We start from the raw sequence: 21,317 nt of genomic DNA, 5'->3' as shown, positions 1-21,317 counted from the left end.
ATCTCAGGCCGGGCCGTTTGCCCTGGCCATGGCAACAGCTTCCTCAATGCCCCTGGTCCACGGTTCCCCGTGGCCCGGCAGCACAAGGCTTGCCCTGGTCAACGCCAATTGCTTGAGCGAAGCGAGGTTGAGCGCGCTGTCCGCAGTGGCTGCGCCCGCAACGATTCTCGGTCCGGTTTTCTGCGTGTAAGGATCCATGGTGACCAAAGCGTCGCCGCTGAAAAGGATTCCGCGTTCACGGAGGAAAAGTCCGCAGTGGCCGCTGGTGTGGCCGGGGGAGAAGATGATTTCCGGGCTGCCGGGGACGGGAAGCGCTCCGGTGCCGGGGAAGTGCCTGACGTCGTCCAGCCCTTTTACGTTGAGTGCCCCGGCCTTGGTCATGCTGGCCATTACCGGTAGTCCTCGCGGATGGGTGAGGGCGAAGATGAACCGCGAACGCTCGTGCCTGTAGCGGTAGGGATGTTTGGCGATATAGGAGTCCTCGGCGTGCACCCACACGGGGATGCCCAACTCCTGGTGAAGCCACTTGGCCAGTCCCAAATGATCGAAGTGAGCGTGCGTCAGGATCAATGCGCGTATGTCTTGGAGGGAGTGGCCAAGGATCCTGAGTGACTGATCCAAGGGTGTCCACATAGCCGGTAGTCCGGAGTCCACCAGCGTGAGGCCGTCGCGGCCTTCCACCACGTAGAAGTTCACGTAGGCGTCCGAGAAGCGATGGACACCGTCTGCCACTTCAGTCATTGCCATGGCTGCCCCGCATTCTCAGTCCGTCAGTGCAATCACTACCATAAGCATGCTTAGTATTTTGGAGCAAGGGTGTGGTCTGCGAATTCCGGAGGTGCTGGAATTAAAGTGAGCTGGATCACGTCACGTTCATCTGATTGCCGTCACTACCAAGTAGTGACAGGCTGCGGAGCGCATTTCGGATGCAGAACAGCAGCCACAGTCGGTGAGGCGATGAGACCCCACTTGTCGGCTGGTCACCGTGCGCGAGCAAGGCCCCCATTGTCGGCTGGCCGGCCGCGCACCTGTCCGCTTGCCCAAGCGGACAGTGTGGCCGGCTCGGACTTAGACCACCCGAGCCGGCCATGCCCGGGACACCTAACCTGAAAGTCCAGCCCTGCCTCGCGTAATGAATCAGCCCCCACCGCCACATAAAGAACGGTAGAGCAATGGCGCTTGGGGGGACGGTTTGTGGAGCAAAGGGACTGCCCGAATAATCACTGCCTTGAAGGGTGGATCTGGAAGCAGATGGGTGAGTTCCCTGATGGGCCTTGCCCGGATTGCTCCTCCACGGATGCGTCACAGGATGCGGGAAGGCCGTCCAAGGTGATGATCTGGCTGCGTCGCTTCCTCCGCGGCTAGCCCTCGAGCTGGCAGCTCAGCTGGCGGGGAGCATGGCGCCGCCCACCCGCGCCCGCACTTGTTCGCTGCCCAACCCGTACAACGGTGCGGCGCCCAAACAAGGGCGGGAGTGACGGCCGACGTCGGGCTTTCAGTCTTTGCGCAGGCTGTACGTGCTGACTACGTTGCCTTTGCTGGTGGCGTACTGGTTCTTCAGGCTGAGCCGGTGCAGCGGATCGCCGTCTTCAAAGAGTCGTCGCCCGTTGCCGGCCACTACGGGATGCGTCATGAGGGTGAGTTCGTCCAGGGTGCCAGCGAACAGCAGCTGACGGACGAGGGAGATGCTGCCGCAGACGGCGATTTCACCGCCGTCACGTGACTTCAGCTCGGTGACAAACTGCTCCACGTTGCCCTCGATCAGGTGCGAGTTTTCCCATTCCAGGGGCTCGGACAGTGTGCGGGATGCAACGAACTTCTCCACGGGGTTGATGAAGGCGGCGAAGTCTTCGTCCCGCGGCGCCGTCGGCCAATAACCCGCCCACTCCTGGTAGCTGACGCGACCCAACACTACGGTGTCCACGGAGTTGATCATCTTGGTGAGCCCGGAGCCGAGTTCGTCGTCGAAGCTGTCGAACTGGAACTTGAAAGGATCCTGGACTACGCCGTCAACAGAGTGGAACAGGCCGGCGGTAACTTTGCGCAATTGTTTCTCCTGGTGGACGGCAGTGAATGGAGGATTGGTGTTGCGCGCTGTCAGGCGGCGCGGCTTGTGGTTTGGAGAGTGCGGGGCGAAAGTGCCGTCACGTTGCCGAAGTCCGGCGCAAGGCGAACCGGAACGGCATGGAGTGCGGCGTAGCCCTGCAGTTGATCGAGCGCGTCCTGATCAATGGTCGCTTGGGAAAGGTCCATCTCGACGCCGAGCCCGCCGCCAAGGCTCTTGGTGCGTTGGACTACCGGGTAGAGCCCCTGGAGGCTCGAGGTGGTCACCCGACCGGTCGCTGCGATCTGGATCTGTTCGCCGTCAACGTCGACGCGAACAACTACGGAGAGCTTGTCGCTGGCCATGCACTGCCTTTCATCCTTGCTGCCACGCTGCAGCGTCCCCCAGCGTATTCGGCGAGTGTGACCTGCGCAACATTACGACGGCGAAGCTTCGGCTGCTGTTCAGAGGCGGATAAGAACTAAGAAATTGACTTCGTAAGGATTGTCAACAATCTTACGATGGTGATATCTTTTCCGTATGACATCTCGAAAAACTTCGACTCCAGAGCCCCAAGGACACAAGACGCCTTCCGGGACTGACAGCAACGACGGCCACGGTCACGACCATGAACACGGGGACCACGATCACGGCTGGGCTTTCAGCGCCGGGCATAGGGCCCCGAAAATCAAGGGGGGTGACGACGGGCACCACGGTCACAGCCACGGTCTGGGCGATCACACCACGGCTACCGGGAAGCACCGCAAGAAACTGATCATTGTTCTCTGCATCACTGCCTCGATCTTCCTCATTCAGGTGGTTGGAGCGATGATTTCCAATTCCCTGGCCTTGCTGGCTGATGCAGGTCACATGCTCACCGACGCGACGGGCGTCTTCATCGCCCTGATCGCCAGCGTTATCGCGACGAGAAAGGCCACGGCCAAGAGGACCTTCGGGTATCAGCGCATCGAAGTTCTCGCCGCGCTCATTAACGGCATTGCGATTGCTGCCATCGCCATCATGATCTTCGTAGAGGCCGTCAAACGCCTTGGTACGGAAGTTGAGGTGGAAGCCGGGCCAATGCTGTTCGCGGCGATCATCGGTGCTGTTGCGAACCTTGTCTCATTGCTGATTCTTCAGTCCGGCCAGAAGGAAAGCCTGAACGTGCGGGGTGCCTACCTGGAGGTTCTGGGTGACCTCTTGGGTTCGGTAGCTGTAATCATCGCCGGTATCATCATCTGGCTCACTGGCTGGATGTTGGCTGACCAAATCGCGTCGATCGCTATTGCTTTGTTGATCCTGCCCAGGGCGTGGAGTCTTCTCAAGGACGTTGTACACGTGCTGATGGAGGCAACGCCGAAAGACATGGATCTGGAGGAAACGCGTGCGCACCTCCTCAGTGTCCCTGGTGTTCTGGATGTCCACGACATGCATGCATGGACCATTACTTCAGGTGTCCCCGTTTTCTCCGCCCACGTTGTCGTTGATGACGACACGCTCGCGTCCAACGGGTCCGAGCCCCTGCTCGATGAACTGCTCGCCTGCCTCGGAGAGCATTTCGACACCAGCCATAGCACGCTGCAGATTGAGTCTCAGGACCACGTCAGCCACGAGCAGGCCGTCCATGCCTGATCGGACTCGCAACATCGACTCCTGGTGAAGGCTTCCCCGGCGCCTGTCCAGGCAGGTAGCCCCATCCACACCGGCTATGAGTACATCGGCAGGGAGAGAATAAATGGGAACAGCAGAAGAGTTGCTTGGCAGTGCTCATGAGCCGATGAGCACGGAGGAGATCGCAGATCAGGTGCGAGAGTTGATCCTGACTGGTCAATTCACGCCGGGGGAACAGATCAATGAAGTGCATCTGGGGAGCCAGTTGAGCGTTTCCCGGACGCCCTTGCGGGAAGCACTTCAGCGTCTGAGCCAGGAGGGGCTGCTCACAAGTAAACGGAATCGTGGCTTGTTCATGATCGAGCTGACGGCAGACGACATCGGCGAGATTTACCGGGCCCGGGAACTGTTGGAGCTCACTGCCGCAGAAAGTATCACGTCGTGGCCGGCCGAGCGGAGACAGGAAGTCTGTGCCCGGCTGGTGGAGATCGCCATGCTGCTGCCCAAGGCTATGGTCGCCGGAAGCTGGACAAGTGTCTGCCAGTTGGACCTTCGATTCCACACGACCCTTGTTGCGGAGGCCGGAAACTCCCGGCTGTTGCGGGCCTACACCACGCTGGCTGCTGAGTCGCTGATCTGTATGAGGGGCCTTGAGGGCTCCTATCCAATACCAGATTCTTGGGGGGATGACCATTTGGGGATCGCCAAAATGCTTGCGTCTGGTTCCTTGGATGAGGTCCGTTCCGTGCTGTCGCAGCATCTTTCTGTGCCCTAGGGCATACGATGTTCGACCTCCATGGGTACTCTCAGGCTCTTGGGCCACTGGACGCGCAGCTATATGAGGGTAGGTCGGACAAAGCTAATTCTTGGCCGCACATCGATGGAATATTCCGGAAGGGCTACGCATTAAGTTGGGGACAGCGGTGTACGCGAGGGGCTCGTGAGGCCGCTCTGTGGGGGCATTTGATCGGGATGCGGCGAAGGGCTGTAGCCTTGGGACTGATGGCTTCTGGACCTTTGGTGGAACATCCGCTCTGCCGGAAGTCAGTACCAAGGTCTAAGGGAAAGGGATCGGAGACGAGATGAAGAAGGACGCAGGCCTTTCCGCCATCACGCCGAAATCTACCGCTGTGATAATCGCGGATCAGCTTCGCGACAGGATCGTGGAGGGATATTTCGTGCCTGGGGAGCAGATCAATGAAGCCCTCCTCGCGGGTCAACTCAGTGTCTCCCGTGGACCCGTCCGTGAGGCGCTGAACCGTTTATGTCAGGAAGGCCTGCTGGTCAGCAGGCCCAACCGGGGCGTCTTCGTGATCGAACTGACTGATGAAGACGTCGACGAGATCTATGGTGTCCGGGAGATGCTGGAAATCGGTGCGGCGGAGATCATCACGGCCCAAACAGCGCAGCGACGTCAGGAAGTATCTGACGCGCTGGTGAAAATCGCCTCGCAGCTTCCGGCAGCCATTGCCGCGGGGGATTGGGCGCGTGTGTCCCGTCTGGATCTTGACTTCCACACGACCCTTGTTGCCAGTGTTGGCAACTCCCGGTTGCTGCGCGCCTATACCACCCTAGCCACGGAATCCTTGATGTGTATGATCAACCCGGAACAGGCCTACCCGACGCCGAGTACCTTGAGCCACGACCATATGGCGATGGCAAAACTGATTGCGGCCGGTTCAATGAACGAGATCCACGCCGCCTTCCACCGTCACCTCTCAGGTGCGGAAGACCATCTGGCAGGAACACTCGAAGCGCGATCCCGGGATCACCATGGGCCGGTGGCGGCGACAGCCCAGTGACGGGCCGCATTCCTGCCTTGGCGGGGGTGCTTCTTCACCCGGCTTGATGGGGTGCGTCATGGTGGGGTGGCCGGTCGTAGAGCGTGTGCTCGTTCTGCTCCAAAATATTGGTCACGAGGGCACCGACGTGTTCGTTGGCCAATGCGCAGTAGATCGTGGTCCCGGCCCTCCGTGAACTGACCAGGCGGCCGATGCGCAACTTTGCCAGGTGCTGCGAAACGGAGGCCATGGGGCGCTGCAGTTTCTGGGCAATTTCGCCCACGGATAGTTCACGTTGGGCCAGCAACGCAAGGATTGCCAGACGTGTCCTGTCGGCGACCAGCCGGGCAAGCTCTGCTGCTCCATCGAGGTCGGCATCCGACGGCAAGGTGACTTCCGCCAAAGGCGTGGTGCCGGCCATGCTCTGTTTATCGACTGCAGATGGTTTTTTGGTGTGGCTCATGGGCGGGCGTCCTCGGTCATCTTGTCATCATCGCCGACGACCTGTCCCCGCGTCACATCTCTCCAAATGAATGACGCTGCGAGGGCGGCCGCCAAGGAGATGCCGGCGAGGACAACTGCAGCCGTTCCGAGCGACGTCAGAGCACCGAGCCATCCGGCCAGGGGGTAGCAGAGGAGCCACCAGCCGTGGGCCAAGGAGAACTGGGCGGCGAAGACCGCCGGGAGCTCAGGCTCGGGGATCGTGGCCCGGATTACCTGACCCACAGGGGTCAGAACACCGGAGTACCCGATGCCCAAGACAAACCACAGGGCCGCAAGTATGGCCAGACCCGAAGCGCCGTTAACCGATATCGCCAACGGCACACCGAAAGGCGGCAAGCTCACCAAAACCCCTGCAAAGAGCAGAACCCGGCGGGTACCCAGGCGTGCCACCAGCCCCGGTGAGCTGAGTGCGCCGCAGATTGATCCTGCGCCCATGGCACCCAGTGCGAGGGCAACAGCGGCTGCATCCGCACCCAGCGGTCCCCGGACTATGGCTACCGTCTGAACCATTACGAAGCTCCCGCTGCCCGCCAGGGCGAGTTGAAGGGCGAATATTCCTCGCAGGGCAGGCGTGGCGAATAGCAGCCTGCTGCCCAGCGTCAGGCGCTTCATGAAGGGTGCATCGCGGCTCTCCGAGGGCAATGCCTTTGGAAGCACCAGCGACCCAATGAGCAGCGCAGACGCGGCGAAACCCAGAGCGGTGCCGAAAAAAAGGTGTTGGGTCGGAATGACCAAGAGCAATATGCCGGTCAGCACCGGGGACATCAACGCCTCAAAGTCGTAGGCCAGCCTGGACAGGGCGAGTGCGTTTCCGTAGTCCCGGTCATCGGTGAGCACCCGTGGAATGGTCGCTTGGAATGTGGGAGTGAAGACCGCGGACGCGATATACAGCACCACAATGAGGGCATAAACGTGCCAAACGTCGGAAACAAACGGGAGGCAGACTGCGACAGCAGCCCGCAGCACGTCCGAGCCAACCATCACAGTGCGGGGCTGGAAACGGACCAGAACAGCTGCCGCGAGAGGTGCCACCACCATAAAGCACAACATCTTGATGGCGAGAACGGTTCCGAGCACCGATCCGGACTGATCACCAGCCAGGTCGAAGGCCACAAAGCCAAGAGCGATGGTGGCCAACCCCGTACCCAGAAGAGCGAGAACGTGGGATATGAGCAGGCGCCGAAAGCGGGAATCTCTCAATGTGGTGAGCATATCCACAGAATTACATTGCTTGCGTAAATACGCAACTAATAAGTTCTTGGACACTGATCGCTACGCGCTCCTTACGTGCCGCATCGGGCTACCGCCACAAATGCGTCGGAAGGAACAGGGCGCCGGGGCGCCGGGTAAAACCGCATGCAGGCCTTAAGCCCCCGGTCAGAGCCTGATGGGCGAAGGAGCGAATAAAGAAATCAAAAATCTTAATCGTCGGATTGTTGACAATCCTCGGGGAAGGTCATAGGCTCGCTGCGAAGGACGCGCCCGTGATGCGCGTCACGCTTTATCCCTAACGAAGGGTTCGACGTGGCAAGTCTAGAAATCACCAACTTGCGGATCGCCATCCGCGGCAAGACCATTGTGGACGGGCTCAGTTTCAAAGTCCTCGCCGGCCAGCGGCTTTGTTTGCTGGGGGCCTCCGGCTCCGGGAAGTCCATGACGGCGAGCGCCGTTCTTGGGCGGTTGCCCTCAAATGCGGTTGTCACTGGAAGCATCCGGATCAACGGCCATGAAGTCCTCGGCGTCCCGGCTCCGAAGCGTCCCGAGAACGCCCGGGTGGCCATGGTCTTTCAGGATTCGGCAGTGGCCCTCAATCCATTGGTTCGATTGGTGGACCAGATGGTTGTTCCACTGCGCAGGCACCGTGGCCTTGATGCGACGGCCGCCCGGGCCGCGGCGCTTGAACTGGCCGAGGCAGTCGGGTTGCCTGACCCGGCGACCCTCATCACTGCCTACCCCTCGGAGCTGTCAGGGGGCCAGCGGCAGCGCGTCTGTATCGCTCTGGCCCTGGCATGTAACACGCGGCTGATGGTGGCCGATGAACCGACAACCGCACTGGATGTTGTGACGCAGGCAAAGGTCCTCAAAGTGCTGAACAAGTTCACCGCGGGCGAAAATTCTCCGGCGCTGCTGTTCATCACCCACGATTTCGCGGTGGCATCGGAGCTGTGCACCGACGCCGTAGTCCTCCGCGATGGGCGGATTGTTGAGGAGGGCCTGCTCAGCGATGTTTTGGCAAACCCCCGTGATCCATATTCCCGGAACCTCATCCGGGCAGCCCGGGCAGCGACCATTGCGCCATACCTGAGCGAGGCGCCTGCCTCCACTGAAGCGGTAGCTTCGATCAAACCCAATAACGACGCCGGCGAGCCCTCGTTCTTCGACATCGATCGTGTCAGCCGGTCCTTTCAAATGCCTCGCCAGCATCGTTTCGCTAAAAGGGTAGAGCGCGTCGCGCTGGGGCAGACAAGCCTGAAGATCGGCGCCGGAGAACGGGTCGGCATCGTCGGAGTCTCAGGCTCGGGAAAGACCACCCTGTTGCGTCTTATGCTGGCATTGGAAAGCAGCGATACCGGTTCGGTCCGCTGCGCCGGCAAAGAGGTAGAGCCGGGTCCGTTGAAGGAACTGCGCTGGTACCGCCGTCGAGTACAGTATGTGCCTCAGGATCCCGCCGGATCACTTGACCCCCGGATGGTTGTCAGTGATCTGGTGGCAGAGCCACTCATACGTTTGAACGTTGACGTCGACCGCACGCAAGCCGTGCGGGAAGCCCTGCAGTCTGTTGGGCTGGGACTGGAGTACCTGGACCGGCGCGCCAGCGAACTATCAGGAGGCCAGGCCCAACGCGTCGCCCTCGCCAGGGCCATCGCCACCCGGCCCGACTTCCTGCTCGCCGACGAACCTGTTTCCGGCCTTGACCTTCCCATGCGCGAACAGGTCATAGAACTCCTTCGCTCGATTGCCCAGGAACGCGGTACAGGGCTGCTCATCGTGTCCCACGACCTGTCCATGGTCGCCAGCCTCTGTGACCGGACAGTGGTCATGCATGACGGCTCGGTCATCGAAGATCGAGCCACCTTGGCCCTGCTGTCCGATCCCCAACACCCCCGCACCCGTGAACTTGTTGGAGCCATACCAGTACTGCCTGAGCCCCACACGCCAGACGCTCCAGGCGACTCCTCACTCGCAACGCTTGCCAATTGAAAGGTACCCCCAGAATGCGATCACTCATACCCCGCACCCGCCACCTCCTAACCGCAGGCGCTCTGACAGTGGGAGCCGCCCTGACCCTTACCGGATGTTTCGCCGGGGAAGGCGCGTCAACACAAGCGTCCTCCAACCGCGTCAACCTGGCCATGCTGGCCGCTCCTGCCTCAAACCTGACTCCCTTTTCGGAGGACGCCTTCAAGCTCTCTCGTTGGAGCACGGCGGAAACCTTGACTGTGCTTGATGACAACGGCGAAGCACAACCGAAGCTTGCCACGGAGTGGAGGAAGGACGGGGACCTTAAATGGATCCTTACCCTTCGGGAAGGCGTTAAGTTCCACGACGGCTCCGCGTTGACAGCGGAGAGTGTGGTGAACTCATTGACCAAGGCGATGGGGGCCTCCCCCAAACTGCGCGTCCTCACTGGGCTCGAGCTGCAAGTCGAGGCTACCGGGGAGCGTGAAGTGACGATCACTACCGCCACCCCTGACCCTCTCATGCTGCAGCGGCTCACCAGCCCGCAGCTGTCCATCTTCTCCGCTGCGGCTTATAAGCCTGACGGGACGGTGACACCGGTAGGCACGGGCACCGGTCCCTTCAAGATCGTCACCACCAATGGTTCCTCCTCGGCCGCTTTGGACCGTTTCGAAGACTACTGGGGCGAAAAGGCCAAACTCGCCGGAATTGACGTCTCCTACGTTCCGGACGGCGCGGCCCGCTCGGCAGCACTGCGCACAGGAACCGCCGATATCGTCGAAGGACTGCCGGTCTCGCAGGCCTCCCTGCTTCCCCAGGAGTTGGTGAACGAGGTTCCTATGCCACGTACCAACACGCTGTACCTGAACAACGAAAAGGGCGCCTTCGCTGATCCCGCTCTCCGGGCCGCGGCACGCGCGGCGATTGACAAGGCCGCCGTCGTGCAGAACGTGTACGAAGGCCGGGCAGATGAGTCCAAGGGCCTGCTTGGCCCGGCCCTGAAATGGACCGTTGACCTGCGCAAGGACCTAAGTTCCACCGCCCGTCCTGCAGCCCCTGCAGGGCAGAAGATCACCCTGGCAACCTACACGGCCCGGCCCGAACTGCCCGAAGCCGCAGTGCTCCTGGAGCAGCAACTCGAAGCAGCCGGATTCGTCGTGGAGCAGGACGTCCGCGAATACGCCAATATGGAAAAAGACGCTTTGGCCGGGGCCTTCGACATGGTCCTGCTCTCCAGGGCCACAGTCCAGGACACCGGTGACCCAGTGAGTTACCTGACCGGCGATTTCTCCTGCAAGGGATCGTTCAACATCTCCCAGGTCTGCGACCCGGAAATCGATGCAGCCATCAGTGCCGCATCCGCAAGCGAGTTGGGCGAGAAGCGACGCGAGGCCATCATGTCAGCCGAAGAGCTGATCCTGAAGAAGGACGTTGTTATCCCGGTATTGCATGAACGTGTTCTTCTCGGTCAGTCGAAGAGCGTCTCCAACGTGGTCCTGGACCCCCGGGAGCGCGGTTTGATCACCACCGAAACGACCAAGGAGTAGGGTCATGGCTGCACCAGTCAGCGTCGCCCCGACGCTTCGCCGTAGCCGGCGCAACGGCCACTTGGACCGAAGTGTCCCTGCCTGGATCCCGGGTGTCTCACGGCTCCTGACTTTCGGTCTCATCGTCTTCATGCTCGGAGTGCTGCCAGCACTCTCGAACAGGGATATAGCCCTCTCCATCCTGCGATCAAGGTATTCGGAGATGGAGCCCACCCCGGAAGCGCTGAACTCGATCCGGGAGGAACTCGGGCTTGCTGATGGCCCTCTGGTCATGTTCTGGAACTGGCTCAGCGGCGTCGTCGTGGGAGACTGGGGAAACTCTTGGGCGGACGGCAAGCCCGTGCTGCCGGGTATGCTGGAGGCATTGTCCGTGTCCTTGACGCTGATGGCTTTCTCCTTGGCCGTAGCCGTCATTGTGGCCATACTGTTGAGCCTTCCGACCTTCCGCAGGGGGCTTAACGGACGCAACGACCGGACCTCCGGTGCGCTCGCTGCAGCGTTCACCTCAATGCCGGAGTTCCTGCTCGCGGCCCTGCTGCTGGTCTTCGGAGCTGTCATCCTCCAAGTGTTCCCACCCTACGGCTGGAACGGCCTCTCTTATGTGGTTCTGCCTGCCCTAGCGCTGGGGCTCCCCGGAGGCGGCTATCTGGGACGCCTTTTCTCCGATGCGCTTTCCGCGACCTTCACCGAACGCTGGGTGGCGACCTGGTCAGTATCCGGCTTCTCTCAAATGCGGATCGCCCTGGCCGTTACCAGGCGGAGCCTGCCTTCGATCACCTCTCCGATCGGGCTCGTATTAGTAGGACTTACAGGCGGTGCCATCGCCGTGGAGCAGGTCTACGCCATACCCGGAATCGGGCGAGCAACCCTCGCTGCGGCCAGGTCCCAGGACATGCCTACCCTTCAGACCGGTGTCATCATCCTGATGGTCCTCGCAGCAATCCTTGGAGTCGGGGCCGGCATGGTCCGCAAGCTGATCCTGGGGCCGGCCCTGCGCGCCAAGTCCGTCCCAACCTCTGTCCCCGCCGCTGCGAGCCGGCGGAGCGCCTGGATCGTTCCGGCATCGGCACTGGGCCTGCTGCTGGTCATAGTCCTGGCAGGTTTGCCGCGGGATCCCTTCGCAACAGCCCACGGGCGTCTCGCGGTCCCTTCGCTGGCCATCCCCCTAGGGGCCGATTCCAGCGGCCGGGACGTCCTGGCGCGCATCTCGCACGGCGCCGTCTCAACCATCGGAATCGCACTCCTCGTAGTGGTGCTCTGCCTTCTGCTCGGCCTGGCAATCGGTATGTTCCCCAACCTGGCAACGGGGCCCATCGAGATCACCAACGCCGCACCACCAATTATCGCCGGCATCATCGTCTCCTCCATCATGGGTTCTTCCACGCTTGGAGCCGCTGTCGCCGTAGCCGCTGTGAGCTGGGCACCCTTGGCCGCCCACACCGCGGCCCTGGTCACCGAAGTCAAAGCCCAATCGCACGTCAAGATCGCCCCCGTACTCGGAGTCGGGCCCGCCCGGGTCATGCTGCGTTATGTGCTCCCCGGCGTCTTCGGCCCGGTGTTCCGACACGCCATGCTTCGGCTGCCCGGCATCGCCCTGGCCCTTGCCCTTCTGGGATTCCTGGGCCTCGGACCCCAGCCCCCCTCACCCGAATGGGGTCTCATCCTCGCCGAGGGCATGCCCTACGTGGAACGCTCACCACTAGTAGTTCTCGTACCCGCCTTCGCTCTGGTGCTCCTGTCCATCCTCGCCGTCTCCCTTTCAAGCCTCTCTGTGGACACCCGTGGTTGGCTTCGGCGGCGGCGCGCCGCCCGCTAGGTACACACAAGGCATGAACGCAACTGAAGTTCGGCAAGGTACTGCCACGGCAAAGAGGAGGAAAATCGTGGAAAAGAGCACAAGCGCATCTTTACGGTCCGTCTGTGAAGTTGATTGCCACTTCTGTACCGGACCTGAAACGGACTAGACGCAGCAGGCTGTACTGGTCCATCCGCCGTCGGGCGACTCTGCAGCGAAACGCCAAGTGCCGCCGTCGTACTTCTTGTGGAAGTACGACGGCGGCACTCGCCGTAGGTGGGTTAAGGGCCGTTACGCTGTCTGGCCGGCGTGCTGGCCCTCGGAGATCTCCTCAACCACCTTGCTGTTGAAGGCGGGGAGGTCGTCCGGGTTGCGGCTGGTGACCAGGCCTTGGTCCACCACCACTTCCTCGTCGGTCCAGTTGGCGCCGGCGTTCTTCAGGTCCGTCTGAAGCGTGTGATACGAGGTGACGTTGCGGCCCTTGATCACGCCGGCCTCGATGAGAATCCACGGCCCGTGGCAGATCGAGGCAACCGGCTTGTGCTGCTCAAAGAACGCGCGGGTGAAGTTCTGCGCGTCCTTATCAACGCGGAGATGATCGGCGTTGACCACGCCGCCAGGGAGAACCAGGGCGTGGAAATCGGACGCGTCGGCATCGGCTACCGCGAGGTCGACGTCGAAGGTGTCACCCTTCTCCACGCCGTTGAAACCCTGGAGCTTTCCCTTGGATGGAGCCACGAGGGTGGGCTGGCCTCCGGCATCCTTGACCGCCTGCCACGGGCTGGTGAGTTCCACCTGCTCAACGCCGTCCGTCAACAGGAATGCGACCTTCTTGCCTGCGATTTTGTGTTCTGACATTGTTCCTCCTCCATTGCGCGGCGGAGTGCTTTTTGAGCGTAAGCCGCCGCTGTGAGAGTTGTTTGTCTGACCCGTTCAAGCCTAGGGAATGACGCTTTAGTAAGCAAGCTGACTAACCGGATAGGGTCGGCCATTTAGCTTGCTTAACTATCGAATGTCGATAGAATCGTACTGTTCTTCGATAAAGGAGTTTCCATGGGAAAGCTGACAGTCCTCGCCTTACGGGTAGTAGTCGCGATAGTGCTGGCGGGCTCGTTGTTCGTTCAGGTACGGATGGTGCCGATGCTCTCTACGGACCTGATTGAGGCCGGAGCCCCCGATGGCCCCCGAATCGCGCTGCTGGCCATCGTGGTCCTGGGCATTCTGTGCGTCCAGGTGGTCGCGGTCTGCGTTTGGCGTCTGCTGACCATGGTGCGCAGCGGAACGGTGTTCTCCCACCGTGCTTTCCGGTTTGTGGACATCATTTTCGGGGCCATCGCAATCGCCGCGGTACTGATGTTTGGCATCGCAGTTATCCTGGCGCCTGGCGAGACGGCCCCCGGCATCGTGTTGCTGATCTGCGGGGCGGCGTTGATGATCGGGGGAGTGGCACTGGTTGTGCTGGTGATGCGAACCCTGCTGGCCCAGGCCGTAGCGCGGGACGTCGAAGCCGCACAGCTCCGCTCCGAGCTCGACGAGGTGATCTGATGCCGATCATCGTGGACATCCACGTCATGCTGGCCAAGCGCAAAATGCCCGTGGGGGTGCTGGCCGAGAAAGTTGGGATCACGCCCGCTAACTTGGCCGTACTCAAGAACGGCCGTGCGAAGGCAGTGCGCTTTACTACGCTCGAAGCACTGTGCGAGGTACTGGAGTGCCAACCAGGGGATCTGCTGCGGTGGGAGACGGAGGATCGCTTGGATAGCGCAGACCCATCTGCCGACGAGCCTCGTCCAGCAGTTCCATCATCGACACCGACTCCCCAGGAGTCATGAAGAGGCTCTCGGTCAGCCCGGACCACGCTGGGGCACTCCGAGCCGATTGACCTGATGAGCTGCGCATGCGCTCCGCTCCCATAATCCAGGGCAAGGGAATTCTGCAGGTCCACGCCTTCAGGAGTCAGGACTCCGCTGGCAAGCATGCTGCGGGGCTCACCGAAAACCCCGAGTGCGCAGGTCAGTGGATAAACCGCCAGATCCAGCAACGCTCCACCGCCTGCGGCCGGATCCCAGATCCGTGATGCGGGATCGTAGGCAGGCACGAAACCGAGGTCAGCCAGCAGCCGCTCGTAACCGGGCGTCTCTCCGGCGTCGGAATACGCCGTGACAAAGCCGAACTTCTCAGTAAAGCTCCGGGCCGAAGCCTCCGAGCGGGAACTGACAGCTTGCAGGATGGCGTCCTCGAGGAGCGCAAGGTCCTCCACCACCCGCATTGCGATGGAGCCCGTGGCCACTACTCCCCAGCGGATGGGGCGTCCTGTTACGACGGAAGGAGCCGTGGTGCCTACGGAGCAGGGAGCAGCCTTTCAAAGCATGGCGTGAGAAAGCTAAACGGAATCGCGGATGACGATCGAGGTGGGCATTCTGGTGACGCGTTCCGCCGGTTTGCCCTCGATCAGGTTCACCAGGGTCTCGGCCATCTTCTTGCCGAGTTCAACAATCGGGTGATGCACGGTGGTGAGGGCGGGGGTCACCGAGGTAGCGAAGGAATCGTCGTCAAAGCCGACGACGGCGATGTCCTCCGGGATGCGCAAACCCCGCCCCTGGATGACGGTGTACGCGCCGGCAGCCATCTGATCGTTCGCTGCGAAAACCGCGTCAACGGGCACGCCGCGATCCAGCAAACGGTGCATGGCTTTAGCGCCGGAGGCCAAGGTGAAGTCACCCTCCTCCATCAGGCTCTCCCCGAGGCCGGCCTCCCGCACAGCAGTCCTCCAACCAGCCAGGCGATCCAAGCCCGGTGGCATGTCCTGCGGCCCGGCGATCGTGGCAACATTCTTTCGGCCGCTCCCGGTCAGCAGCTTGGTGATCTCGTAAGCCGCTTGCTCGTTGGCCACATCCACGTAATAGCTCTCCTTGCCGCCAACCAAGGGCCGCCCGGCGAAGACCATGGGAAGTGAACCCGAAAGGTGCGTCCAGGAGTTGTCACCGCTGTGGTGCGACACCACCAGGACCCCGTCCACGTTGCCGCCGAGCAGGAAGCTACGGGTTTTTTCCGGCTTCGACTCCGAGGAAATCACCATGTTCAGCGTGTACTCGGTATCGGTGAGATACAGGGCGATGCCTTGGACCACCGAGGCGAAGAAGGGGTCCGCGAAGACCTTCGACGTGGACTCCGGGACTATCAGCGTGACGGCGTTTGCCCGGCGTTTGGCCAGGGAACGTGCAGCACGGTTGGGCGTGTAGTCGAGGGCGAGGATCGCTTTTCTCACGGACTGCGCCAACTCCGGGTCAACGCTGGGGCTGTCATTGACCACGCGGGACACCGTGGCCCGCGAGACCCCGGCCAGGGCAGCCACCATTTCAAGGGTGGGTACCGGCCGGGGGCCGCTGGTGTCCTGCGTCATCGTCATCTCCGGAACGTAAAAAAGTATGCCTCTGAAGGCTACTTTAGGCGTTCACGGTGGCAGCCGCAGATGCCTTGGCCGCCTCGATAACCCGCGAGTAAGCGAGTCCGCTGTCCTTCACCGTTCGCTCAAAGGTGTCGTAATCCACGCGAACCACCCCGAAGCGCTTGCCGTAGCCCCAGGACCACTCGAAGTTATCCAGGAGCGACCAAACAAAGTAGCCGCGCACATCGGCGCCTTGGTCGAGTGCCTCCCCAACAGCTGTGATGTGGTCCAGGACGAACCGGGTCCGCTCGGCGTCGTGGACTGCTCCGTCGGGACTGACGACGTCGTGGTACGCGGCGCCGTTCTCCGTGATGTACAGCGGCGGCAGCGTCGGATACTCCTCGCCGAGGCGCACCAGAAGCTTCCGCAGTCCGTCCGGGTTGACCTCCCAGTTCATGGCCGTGCGTGGCAGGCCACGGCTCGGGAAGGAAATGTCTTCCGAACCGATCCAGCACGACGACGTGGGGCGGGTTGCGCCGCCCGAGTGGCCGTCGCCGTGTTCAGCAGTGGGGTGACCGCTGATGAGGTCATCGTGGTAGTGGTTGACGCCCAGGAAATCGATGGGTGCACCGATGATGTCCAGGTCCCCGGCTTGGATGAGATCCCGAATGCCAAACTGCTCAAGGTCATTGAGGGTGTCCTCCGGATAAGCACCGCGAAGGATCGGATCGAGGAAGATCCGGTTCTGCAGCGAATCAAAGCGGCGTGCGGCATCGAGGTCCACGGGATCCGAAGGGTCCCGCGGGATGGAATTGCTGAGGTTGAGCGTGATCCCCAACTGCTGTGCGCCCCGGCCCCGGAGCTCGTTGACCACCAAGCCGTGGGCGAGATGCTGGTGATGGATGGCCGCCACCGCTGCTTCCGGTTCTTGACGGCCGGGTGCGTGCACGCCTGCTGCGTAACCAAGGAGTGACGAGCAAAACGGTTCGTTAAAGGTTGTCCAGTGCTGAACGCGATCACCCAAAGCTGAATAGACATCGTTGGCGTAGTCGACGAAGCGGTAGGCGGTGTCGCGGTTGGCCCAGCCGCCCTTCTCCTCCAGCGCCTGCGGCAGGTCCCAGTGGTAAAGGGTCAACCAAGGGAGGATGCCGGCGTCGAGCAGTTCATCCACAAGGCGGGAGTAAAAGTCCAGGCCTTCCGCATTCGCGGTACGGCCGCCCGGCCGGACGCGGGACCAGCTGGTGGAGAACCGGTAGGAATCCAGGCCCAGCTCCTTCATGATCCTGACGTCCTCAGGCATGCGGTGATAGTGCTGCACCGCATCCTTCAGCGTCTCGCCGTTGGCAATGGCACCAGGAACGCGGGCGAAAGCGTCCCACACGGAGTCTTCCTTGCCGCCTTCATGGCTGGCTCCTTCCACTTGGGCTGCGGCGGTAGCCGAGCCCCAGAGGAAGCCCTTGGGCCACACCCTGTTAAAGGGAGGGGTCGCTGGGTGGGTTGTTGCTTCGAATGGCATTAGCCCTTCACTGCTCCTTGCATGATTCCGGAAATGAGTTGACGTCCCGCCAGGACGAAGAGCGCCAGCAGCGGAAGTGTTGCCATGACAGCGCCGGCCAGGACGATTGAGTAGTCCACGTACCGGGCCGACTGCAGTTGGCTAAGTGCCGTCTGCAAGGTGGGGTTGCCGGCGTCGAGCACCAGCAGGGGCCACAGGAAATCAGTCCACGCCGTCATGAACGTGAACAGGCCCAGGATTGCCATGGCCGGACGCGCCGCGGGCAGTGCAACATGCCAGAACGTGGAGATCATGGACGCGCCGTCCATGCGTGCCGACTCGATCAGCTCATCCGGGATCACGTCCACCAGATACTGCCGCATGAAGAAGACGCCGAACGCCGTGACAAGCGTAGGAATCACGACGGCGCCGATCTCACCGGTCCAGCCCAGCGTGCGCATCAGCATGAACAACGGGATGATGCCGAGCTGCGTGGGGATTGCCATGGTGGCGATCACCGCAACCATCAGCCAGTTGCGGCCGCGGAAGCGCAGCTTGGCGAACGCGTACCCGGCAAGGGTGGAGAACCCCACCACCGAGACGGTGATGATGCCGGAAATCAGGACGCTGTTGCCGAGTGCGAGCCAGAACGGGACGGTGTCGAAGACTTCGCCCACGTTGGTCCAGAAGTTGCCGCCCGGGAGCAGCGGCGGCCAGGTCTCACCGAGGGCTTCGTTGGAGCGGCTGCCGATGATGACAGACCACCACAGCGGGTAGGCCGAGGCCAGGAAGAAGGCCAGCAACAAGCCGTAGGTGAGGAAGCCCGGCCGCCTGCCATTGCCGAAGAGTGCCTTCCGTGTGGCCAGGGCTCGGGAGGTCGGCTGAGGAGCCGCAGCTTGTGGCCGGTTGTGCGTGAGGGTCATTTCCCGCTCCTCGGGGTTGAGTCTGGTGCCGCTGCAGGTGCCGCTACCGCCTGGGCGGTAAGGCCGGCGTCGTCCGCTTGAGTGTTCGCAGCGGAAGAACGCTTACGACGGCGGCGGCTGGCGGTGCCGCGGTCGTCGCCGTTGGTGGCGATACGGCGGGAGATCAGCCAGTTCACGATGCCGAAGAGCAGGATGATCAGGAACAGCAGCCAGGCGATGGTGGAAGCCTTGCCGAAGTTCTGCCGTTGGAAGGCCATCTCCCACAGGTACAGCACGGTGGTTTGGAACTGCCGTGCCGTTCCGCCGGCAGCAACGGGATCGAAGAGCCTTGGCTCCGTGAAGATCTGCAGACCGCCGATGGTCGCGGTGACAATGACGAACACCATGGTGGGCCGGATGCTCGGCAGCGTGATGCTGAAGAAGCGGCGGACGGAGCCGGCGCCGTCGATTGCTGCGGACTCATAGATGTCGCGCGGTACCGACTGCATGGCTGCCAGGAGGATCAGCGCGTTGTAGCCGGTCCAGCGCCAGTTCACCATGGTGGCGATGGCGATGTGGCTGGGAAGGGTGTCGTTCTTCCACATGACGGGATCGATGCCGAAGCTGGACAGGATGTTGTTGATCAGCCCGTACTGCTCACCGAACATATTGGTGAAAATCATGGCGACAGCCACGGGAGTGACCACGTAGGGGAGCAGGATGCTCATGCGCCAGAAGGTCTTGGCACGCAGGTTCTGGTCCAGGACCGCAGCGATGATGGTGGCCATGATCAGCTGCGGAATGGTGGAGATCAGGAAGATGCTGACGGTGTTGAACAAGGAGTTCCAGAAGAACCTGTCCTGCAGCACTTCTGCGAAGTTTTGGAATCCCACGAAGTCTCCCTGGCCTTTGAGCAGGTGCCAGTCGAAGAGGGAGACGAAAAACGTGTAGCCCAGGGGAAAGAGGCCCACCAAGGCGAACAGGATGAAGAACGGGGCGATGTAGAGGTACGGGGACGCCTTCATATCGAAGACGTTCAGGCGTTGGCGGAACGTCGGTTTAGGTTTGGTGGCGGCCGTTCTACCGGCGGCCGGGCGGTTCAAGGTAGTGGTCATGGTCGGGTCTCAGACTCTGTGAGGGGGCCTCCGGTTTCCCGGAGGCCCCAAGGCCGGGTGCTGCTAGTTGTTGACCACGAGGTCGTTGAGGAGCTTGACGGCTTCATTCCAGGCTTCATCGGCCGTGCCCTTGCCCGAATCGAGCATCTTGAGGGCGGGACCAAAGACGTTCTCCTGGATCACAGAGTCATCCGGACCCTTGAACTGGGCGATGACGCCCTCGGCGCGGGACTCAAAGATGGCGCCGTAGGGAGCGTTGTTGAAGAGCTCGTTCGGCTTTGCTGCTTCCACGATCTTTGCCTGGGCTTCGAGGGTGCTCGGGAAGTTGTTCGCTGCAGCGGACTGCTTGATCTGCTGCTCGGGTGCGGTCAGCCATGCTGCCAGCTTGGCTGCTTCAGCGGGGTGCTTGGAGCTCTTGGGAACCGAGAGGAAAGCGCCGCCCCAGTTGGATGCGCCGCCCGGGAAGACGTCGGCTACGTCCCAGCCGCTGGCTGCTCCGCCGCCTGCTGACTCGAGCTGGCCCTTGATGGTGCCGAGCATCCAAGCCGGGCAAACGTGCGTGGCGAAGGAACCGTCCACGAAGGCCTTGCCGTTACCCCAGTCGAACTGGGTCTGGTTGGCGGAAAGCCCATCAGCGGTGCCGGCAGCGAGCATGTCGAACTTTGCCCGCATCTCCTTATTGCCCTCGACGTTCAGCTTGCCGTCCTTGGTGTAATAACCCTCGTCCATCTGGTTGACCATGGAGTTCCAGACGAAGCCGGACTGGTCATACCAGGCCTTGCCTGTGGCCTCCTTGTACTGGCGGCCCAGCTTGAAGTATGTTTCCCAGCTTCCGTCCTTGCCGCCGAAAAGTTCGGCGACTTTCTCACGGTCGCTCGGCAGGCCGGCTGCTTCGAATAGCTTGCCGTTAAAGCACAGGGCCTGCGGTCCGATGTCCGTGCCGTAGCCGATCACGCGGCCATCGGGATCCGTGCCCTGCTTGAACTTCCAGTCCACCCAGTTGCCCTTGATGTCCTCTGCGCCGTACTCCTTGAGGTCCACGAACTGATCCGAGACCTCCATGATGGAGCCGAGCCAGCCTTCCTCGATGGCCGTCACGTCGCTGAGGCCGGAGCCTGCGGCCAGCTTGGTAAACGCATCGGTCCTGGCATTGGAACCCCGGTCAATGTTGGTGGCCTCAATGGTGACGCCGGGGTTCTGCTTCTCATATTCGGCATACAGGTCGTCGTATCCGAAAGTGCCGAAGGTGGTAACGGTCAGTGTGATGGGGTTGTCGGCGCTCGCCGCCTTGTCGTCGCCGCTGCTGCAGCCTGCCGCCACGAGGGCCAGTGAGGCCACGCCCGCCAGGGCAGTGAATTTCCTTAGTCGCGAAAACTCCACGATCACTCCTTTGTGTGTTCGAGCGACCGTACGCCTGGGGCGAGAGAGCGCTCTCTGGGATGTGGGACCACAGTATGTGCTGCAAGTCACGTGCGTCAAGAGAGCGCTCTCTGGGGTTTGTTGTATGTCTTCGGGGGTCTCTTCGGCCCCTGCGCTCAGCGAGGGTCCCCTGAGGGGCCCGCCGAGGGGTTAGCTCTCGGGGTTTTGGAGGCATCTCACTGCCGAGAGCTCGCCCCTCGACGAGCGCTTTCCCCCACGCGCCGCCGAGGGGTTAGCTCTCGGGGTTTTGGAGGGATCTCACTGCCGAGAGCTCGCCCCTCGGTGGGTACCCTCCGCTCATTGTTGATGCCCACGGGTCCGCCACCCGTACGTTTTCGTCGCCATGCCAGCGGTGTGGGAAGACAGGGGTGACCTCAAATCGAGAGGGATCCCGAAAGCCGTCACTGTTCTTGGCGTTGCGAAGTCGCGAGTACTCGGCGTCAATGTGAAGATGGAGCGCACGCTCCGCCTCCAGTAAATCCATGGTTGGCTTCAAGAATTCCGCATCCCGCCATGAGCTCTGAACCTTGGCCTCA

19 protein-coding genes and 1 pseudogene are annotated in these 21,317 nt (G+C 61.8%); 8 read left to right on the top strand and 12 right to left on the bottom strand.

Features of this window, described 5'->3' with window-relative positions:
* Nucleotides 1–3 precede the first annotated feature (3 nt).
* From ACLRGI_RS09485 to ACLRGI_RS09475, 3 genes are all read right to left on the bottom strand, one after another.
* Nucleotides 4–747 (bottom strand): MBL fold metallo-hydrolase, encoded by a 744-nt coding sequence (locus ACLRGI_RS09485; RefSeq protein ID WP_419201418.1) that lies wholly within the window; start codon nucleotides 745–747, stop codon nucleotides 4–6.
* A 748-nt stretch (nucleotides 748–1,495) separates the two neighbouring features.
* Nucleotides 1,496–2,047, bottom strand: a complete 552-nt coding sequence (locus tag ACLRGI_RS09480; RefSeq protein WP_419201417.1) for a dihydrofolate reductase family protein — start codon at nucleotides 2,045–2,047, stop codon at nucleotides 1,496–1,498.
* A gap of 50 nt (nucleotides 2,048–2,097) precedes the next feature.
* Nucleotides 2,098–2,409, bottom strand: a complete 312-nt coding sequence (locus ACLRGI_RS09475; protein ID WP_419201416.1) for a hypothetical protein — start codon at nucleotides 2,407–2,409, stop codon at nucleotides 2,098–2,100.
* A 175-nt stretch (nucleotides 2,410–2,584) separates the two neighbouring features.
* On the opposite strand from ACLRGI_RS09475, the gene ACLRGI_RS09470 reads away from it, so the two are divergent.
* From ACLRGI_RS09470 to ACLRGI_RS09460, 3 genes are all read left to right on the top strand, one after another.
* Nucleotides 2,585–3,676: a cation diffusion facilitator family transporter gene (locus tag ACLRGI_RS09470; RefSeq protein ID WP_419201415.1), complete on the top strand. Its 1,092-nt coding sequence runs from the start codon at nucleotides 2,585–2,587 to the stop codon at nucleotides 3,674–3,676.
* A 103-nt stretch (nucleotides 3,677–3,779) separates the two neighbouring features.
* Nucleotides 3,780–4,430 (top strand): GntR family transcriptional regulator, encoded by a 651-nt coding sequence (locus ACLRGI_RS09465; RefSeq protein WP_419201414.1) that lies wholly within the window; start codon nucleotides 3,780–3,782, stop codon nucleotides 4,428–4,430.
* Between the two features lie 307 nt (nucleotides 4,431–4,737).
* Complete coding sequence (locus tag ACLRGI_RS09460; protein ID WP_419201413.1) at nucleotides 4,738–5,457, top strand: GntR family transcriptional regulator; 720 nt, start codon at nucleotides 4,738–4,740, stop codon at nucleotides 5,455–5,457.
* Nucleotides 5,458–5,491: 34 nt separating this feature from the next.
* Here the strand turns inward: ACLRGI_RS09460 and ACLRGI_RS09455 are convergent, their stop codons facing one another.
* Both ACLRGI_RS09455 and ACLRGI_RS09450 read right to left on the bottom strand, forming a co-directional pair.
* Nucleotides 5,492–5,899, bottom strand: coding sequence for an ArsR/SmtB family transcription factor (locus ACLRGI_RS09455; RefSeq protein WP_419201412.1), 408 nt, complete (start codon nucleotides 5,897–5,899; stop codon nucleotides 5,492–5,494).
* On the bottom strand, nucleotides 5,896–7,152 hold the full coding sequence (locus ACLRGI_RS09450; RefSeq protein WP_419201411.1) for an MFS transporter: 1,257 nt from the start codon (nucleotides 7,150–7,152) through the stop codon (nucleotides 5,896–5,898). The genes ACLRGI_RS09455 and ACLRGI_RS09450 overlap by 4 nt, the downstream gene beginning before the upstream one ends.
* 312 nt (nucleotides 7,153–7,464) lie before the next feature.
* On the opposite strand from ACLRGI_RS09450, the gene ACLRGI_RS09445 reads away from it, so the two are divergent.
* From ACLRGI_RS09445 to ACLRGI_RS09435, 3 genes are read left to right on the top strand one after another with little or no spacing between them, the layout of a single operon-like run.
* The gene (locus tag ACLRGI_RS09445; RefSeq protein ID WP_419201410.1) at nucleotides 7,465–9,141 is read left to right on the top strand and encodes an ABC transporter ATP-binding protein; all 1,677 of its coding nucleotides are present in this window, start codon (nucleotides 7,465–7,467) and stop codon (nucleotides 9,139–9,141) included.
* Nucleotides 9,142–9,155: 14 nt separating this feature from the next.
* Nucleotides 9,156–10,667, top strand: coding sequence for an ABC transporter substrate-binding protein (locus tag ACLRGI_RS09440; protein WP_419201409.1), 1,512 nt, complete (start codon nucleotides 9,156–9,158; stop codon nucleotides 10,665–10,667).
* Between the two features lie 4 nt (nucleotides 10,668–10,671).
* The gene (locus tag ACLRGI_RS09435; protein ID WP_419201408.1) at nucleotides 10,672–12,483 is read left to right on the top strand and encodes an ABC transporter permease subunit; all 1,812 of its coding nucleotides are present in this window, start codon (nucleotides 10,672–10,674) and stop codon (nucleotides 12,481–12,483) included.
* A gap of 270 nt (nucleotides 12,484–12,753) precedes the next feature.
* Here ACLRGI_RS09435 and ACLRGI_RS09430 read toward each other — a convergent pair whose 3' ends face one another.
* Entirely contained in the window at nucleotides 12,754–13,320 is a 567-nt protein-coding gene (locus ACLRGI_RS09430) for a type 1 glutamine amidotransferase domain-containing protein (RefSeq protein WP_419201407.1), read from the bottom strand.
* A gap of 195 nt (nucleotides 13,321–13,515) precedes the next feature.
* On the opposite strand from ACLRGI_RS09430, the gene ACLRGI_RS09425 reads away from it, so the two are divergent.
* Nucleotides 13,516–14,007, top strand: coding sequence for a DUF2975 domain-containing protein (locus ACLRGI_RS09425; protein ID WP_419201406.1), 492 nt, complete (start codon nucleotides 13,516–13,518; stop codon nucleotides 14,005–14,007).
* Nucleotides 14,007–14,294, top strand: a complete 288-nt coding sequence (locus tag ACLRGI_RS09420; RefSeq protein WP_419201405.1) for a helix-turn-helix domain-containing protein — start codon at nucleotides 14,007–14,009, stop codon at nucleotides 14,292–14,294. The genes ACLRGI_RS09425 and ACLRGI_RS09420 overlap by 1 nt, the downstream gene beginning before the upstream one ends.
* 107 nt (nucleotides 14,295–14,401) lie before the next feature.
* On the opposite strand, the pseudogene ACLRGI_RS09415 reads toward ACLRGI_RS09420, so the two are convergent.
* The 6 genes and pseudogenes from ACLRGI_RS09415 to ACLRGI_RS09390 all read right to left on the bottom strand — a co-directional run.
* A pseudogene (locus ACLRGI_RS09415) lies at nucleotides 14,402–14,731 on the bottom strand (Gfo/Idh/MocA family protein); the annotation flags it as partial.
* A 114-nt stretch (nucleotides 14,732–14,845) separates the two neighbouring features.
* The gene (locus ACLRGI_RS09410) at nucleotides 14,846–15,865 is read right to left on the bottom strand and encodes a LacI family DNA-binding transcriptional regulator (protein ID WP_419201533.1); all 1,020 of its coding nucleotides are present in this window, start codon (nucleotides 15,863–15,865) and stop codon (nucleotides 14,846–14,848) included.
* Nucleotides 15,866–15,908: 43 nt separating this feature from the next.
* Nucleotides 15,909–17,366, bottom strand: a complete 1,458-nt coding sequence (locus ACLRGI_RS09405; protein WP_419201404.1) for a GH1 family beta-glucosidase — start codon at nucleotides 17,364–17,366, stop codon at nucleotides 15,909–15,911.
* A complete protein-coding gene (locus ACLRGI_RS09400) occupies nucleotides 17,366–18,268 on the bottom strand; it encodes a carbohydrate ABC transporter permease (RefSeq protein WP_419201403.1) in 903 nt (300 codons plus the stop codon). The genes ACLRGI_RS09405 and ACLRGI_RS09400 overlap by 1 nt, the downstream gene beginning before the upstream one ends.
* Nucleotides 18,265–19,362, bottom strand: a complete 1,098-nt coding sequence (locus ACLRGI_RS09395; protein ID WP_419201402.1) for a carbohydrate ABC transporter permease — start codon at nucleotides 19,360–19,362, stop codon at nucleotides 18,265–18,267. The genes ACLRGI_RS09400 and ACLRGI_RS09395 overlap by 4 nt, the downstream gene beginning before the upstream one ends.
* Before the next feature lie 63 nt (nucleotides 19,363–19,425).
* Nucleotides 19,426–20,742, bottom strand: coding sequence for an ABC transporter substrate-binding protein (locus tag ACLRGI_RS09390; protein ID WP_419201401.1), 1,317 nt, complete (start codon nucleotides 20,740–20,742; stop codon nucleotides 19,426–19,428).
* Nucleotides 20,743–21,317: the final 575 nt, after the last annotated feature.

The organism is Paenarthrobacter sp. PPS72 (assembly GCF_048537125.1).
GTDB classification, from domain to species: domain Bacteria; phylum Actinomycetota; class Actinomycetes; order Actinomycetales; family Micrococcaceae; genus Arthrobacter; species Arthrobacter nitroguajacolicus_E.
This window is presented reverse-complemented; position numbering and strand designations above follow the sequence as displayed.

Bases quoted from the DNA above. Each gene is read 5' to 3' on its own strand.
- ACLRGI_RS09460 (WP_419201413.1), top strand. From the start codon at position 4,738: ATGAAGAAGGACGCAGGCCTTTCCGCCATCACGCCGAAATCTACCGCT.
- ACLRGI_RS09400 (WP_419201403.1), bottom strand. From the start codon at position 18,268: ATGACCCTCACGCACAACCGGCCACAAGCTGCGGCTCCTCAGCCGACC.
- ACLRGI_RS09455 (WP_419201412.1), bottom strand. From the start codon at position 5,899: ATGAGCCACACCAAAAAACCATCTGCAGTCGATAAACAGAGCATGGCC.
- ACLRGI_RS09470 (WP_419201415.1), top strand. From the start codon at position 2,585: ATGACATCTCGAAAAACTTCGACTCCAGAGCCCCAAGGACACAAGACG.
- ACLRGI_RS09430 (WP_419201407.1), bottom strand. From the start codon at position 13,320: ATGTCAGAACACAAAATCGCAGGCAAGAAGGTCGCATTCCTGTTGACG.
- ACLRGI_RS09485 (WP_419201418.1), bottom strand. From the start codon at position 747: ATGGCAATGACTGAAGTGGCAGACGGTGTCCATCGCTTCTCGGACGCC.
- ACLRGI_RS09450 (WP_419201411.1), bottom strand. From the start codon at position 7,152: ATGCTCACCACATTGAGAGATTCCCGCTTTCGGCGCCTGCTCATATCC.
- ACLRGI_RS09465 (WP_419201414.1), top strand. From the start codon at position 3,780: ATGGGAACAGCAGAAGAGTTGCTTGGCAGTGCTCATGAGCCGATGAGC.
- ACLRGI_RS09435 (WP_419201408.1), top strand. From the start codon at position 10,672: ATGGCTGCACCAGTCAGCGTCGCCCCGACGCTTCGCCGTAGCCGGCGC.
- ACLRGI_RS09420 (WP_419201405.1), top strand. From the start codon at position 14,007: ATGCCGATCATCGTGGACATCCACGTCATGCTGGCCAAGCGCAAAATG.
- ACLRGI_RS09425 (WP_419201406.1), top strand. From the start codon at position 13,516: ATGGGAAAGCTGACAGTCCTCGCCTTACGGGTAGTAGTCGCGATAGTG.
- ACLRGI_RS09410 (WP_419201533.1), bottom strand. From the start codon at position 15,865: ATGACGCAGGACACCAGCGGCCCCCGGCCGGTACCCACCCTTGAAATG.
- ACLRGI_RS09440 (WP_419201409.1), top strand. From the start codon at position 9,156: ATGCGATCACTCATACCCCGCACCCGCCACCTCCTAACCGCAGGCGCT.
- ACLRGI_RS09475 (WP_419201416.1), bottom strand. From the start codon at position 2,409: ATGGCCAGCGACAAGCTCTCCGTAGTTGTTCGCGTCGACGTTGACGGC.
- ACLRGI_RS09395 (WP_419201402.1), bottom strand. From the start codon at position 19,362: ATGACCACTACCTTGAACCGCCCGGCCGCCGGTAGAACGGCCGCCACC.
- ACLRGI_RS09405 (WP_419201404.1), bottom strand. From the start codon at position 17,366: ATGCCATTCGAAGCAACAACCCACCCAGCGACCCCTCCCTTTAACAGG.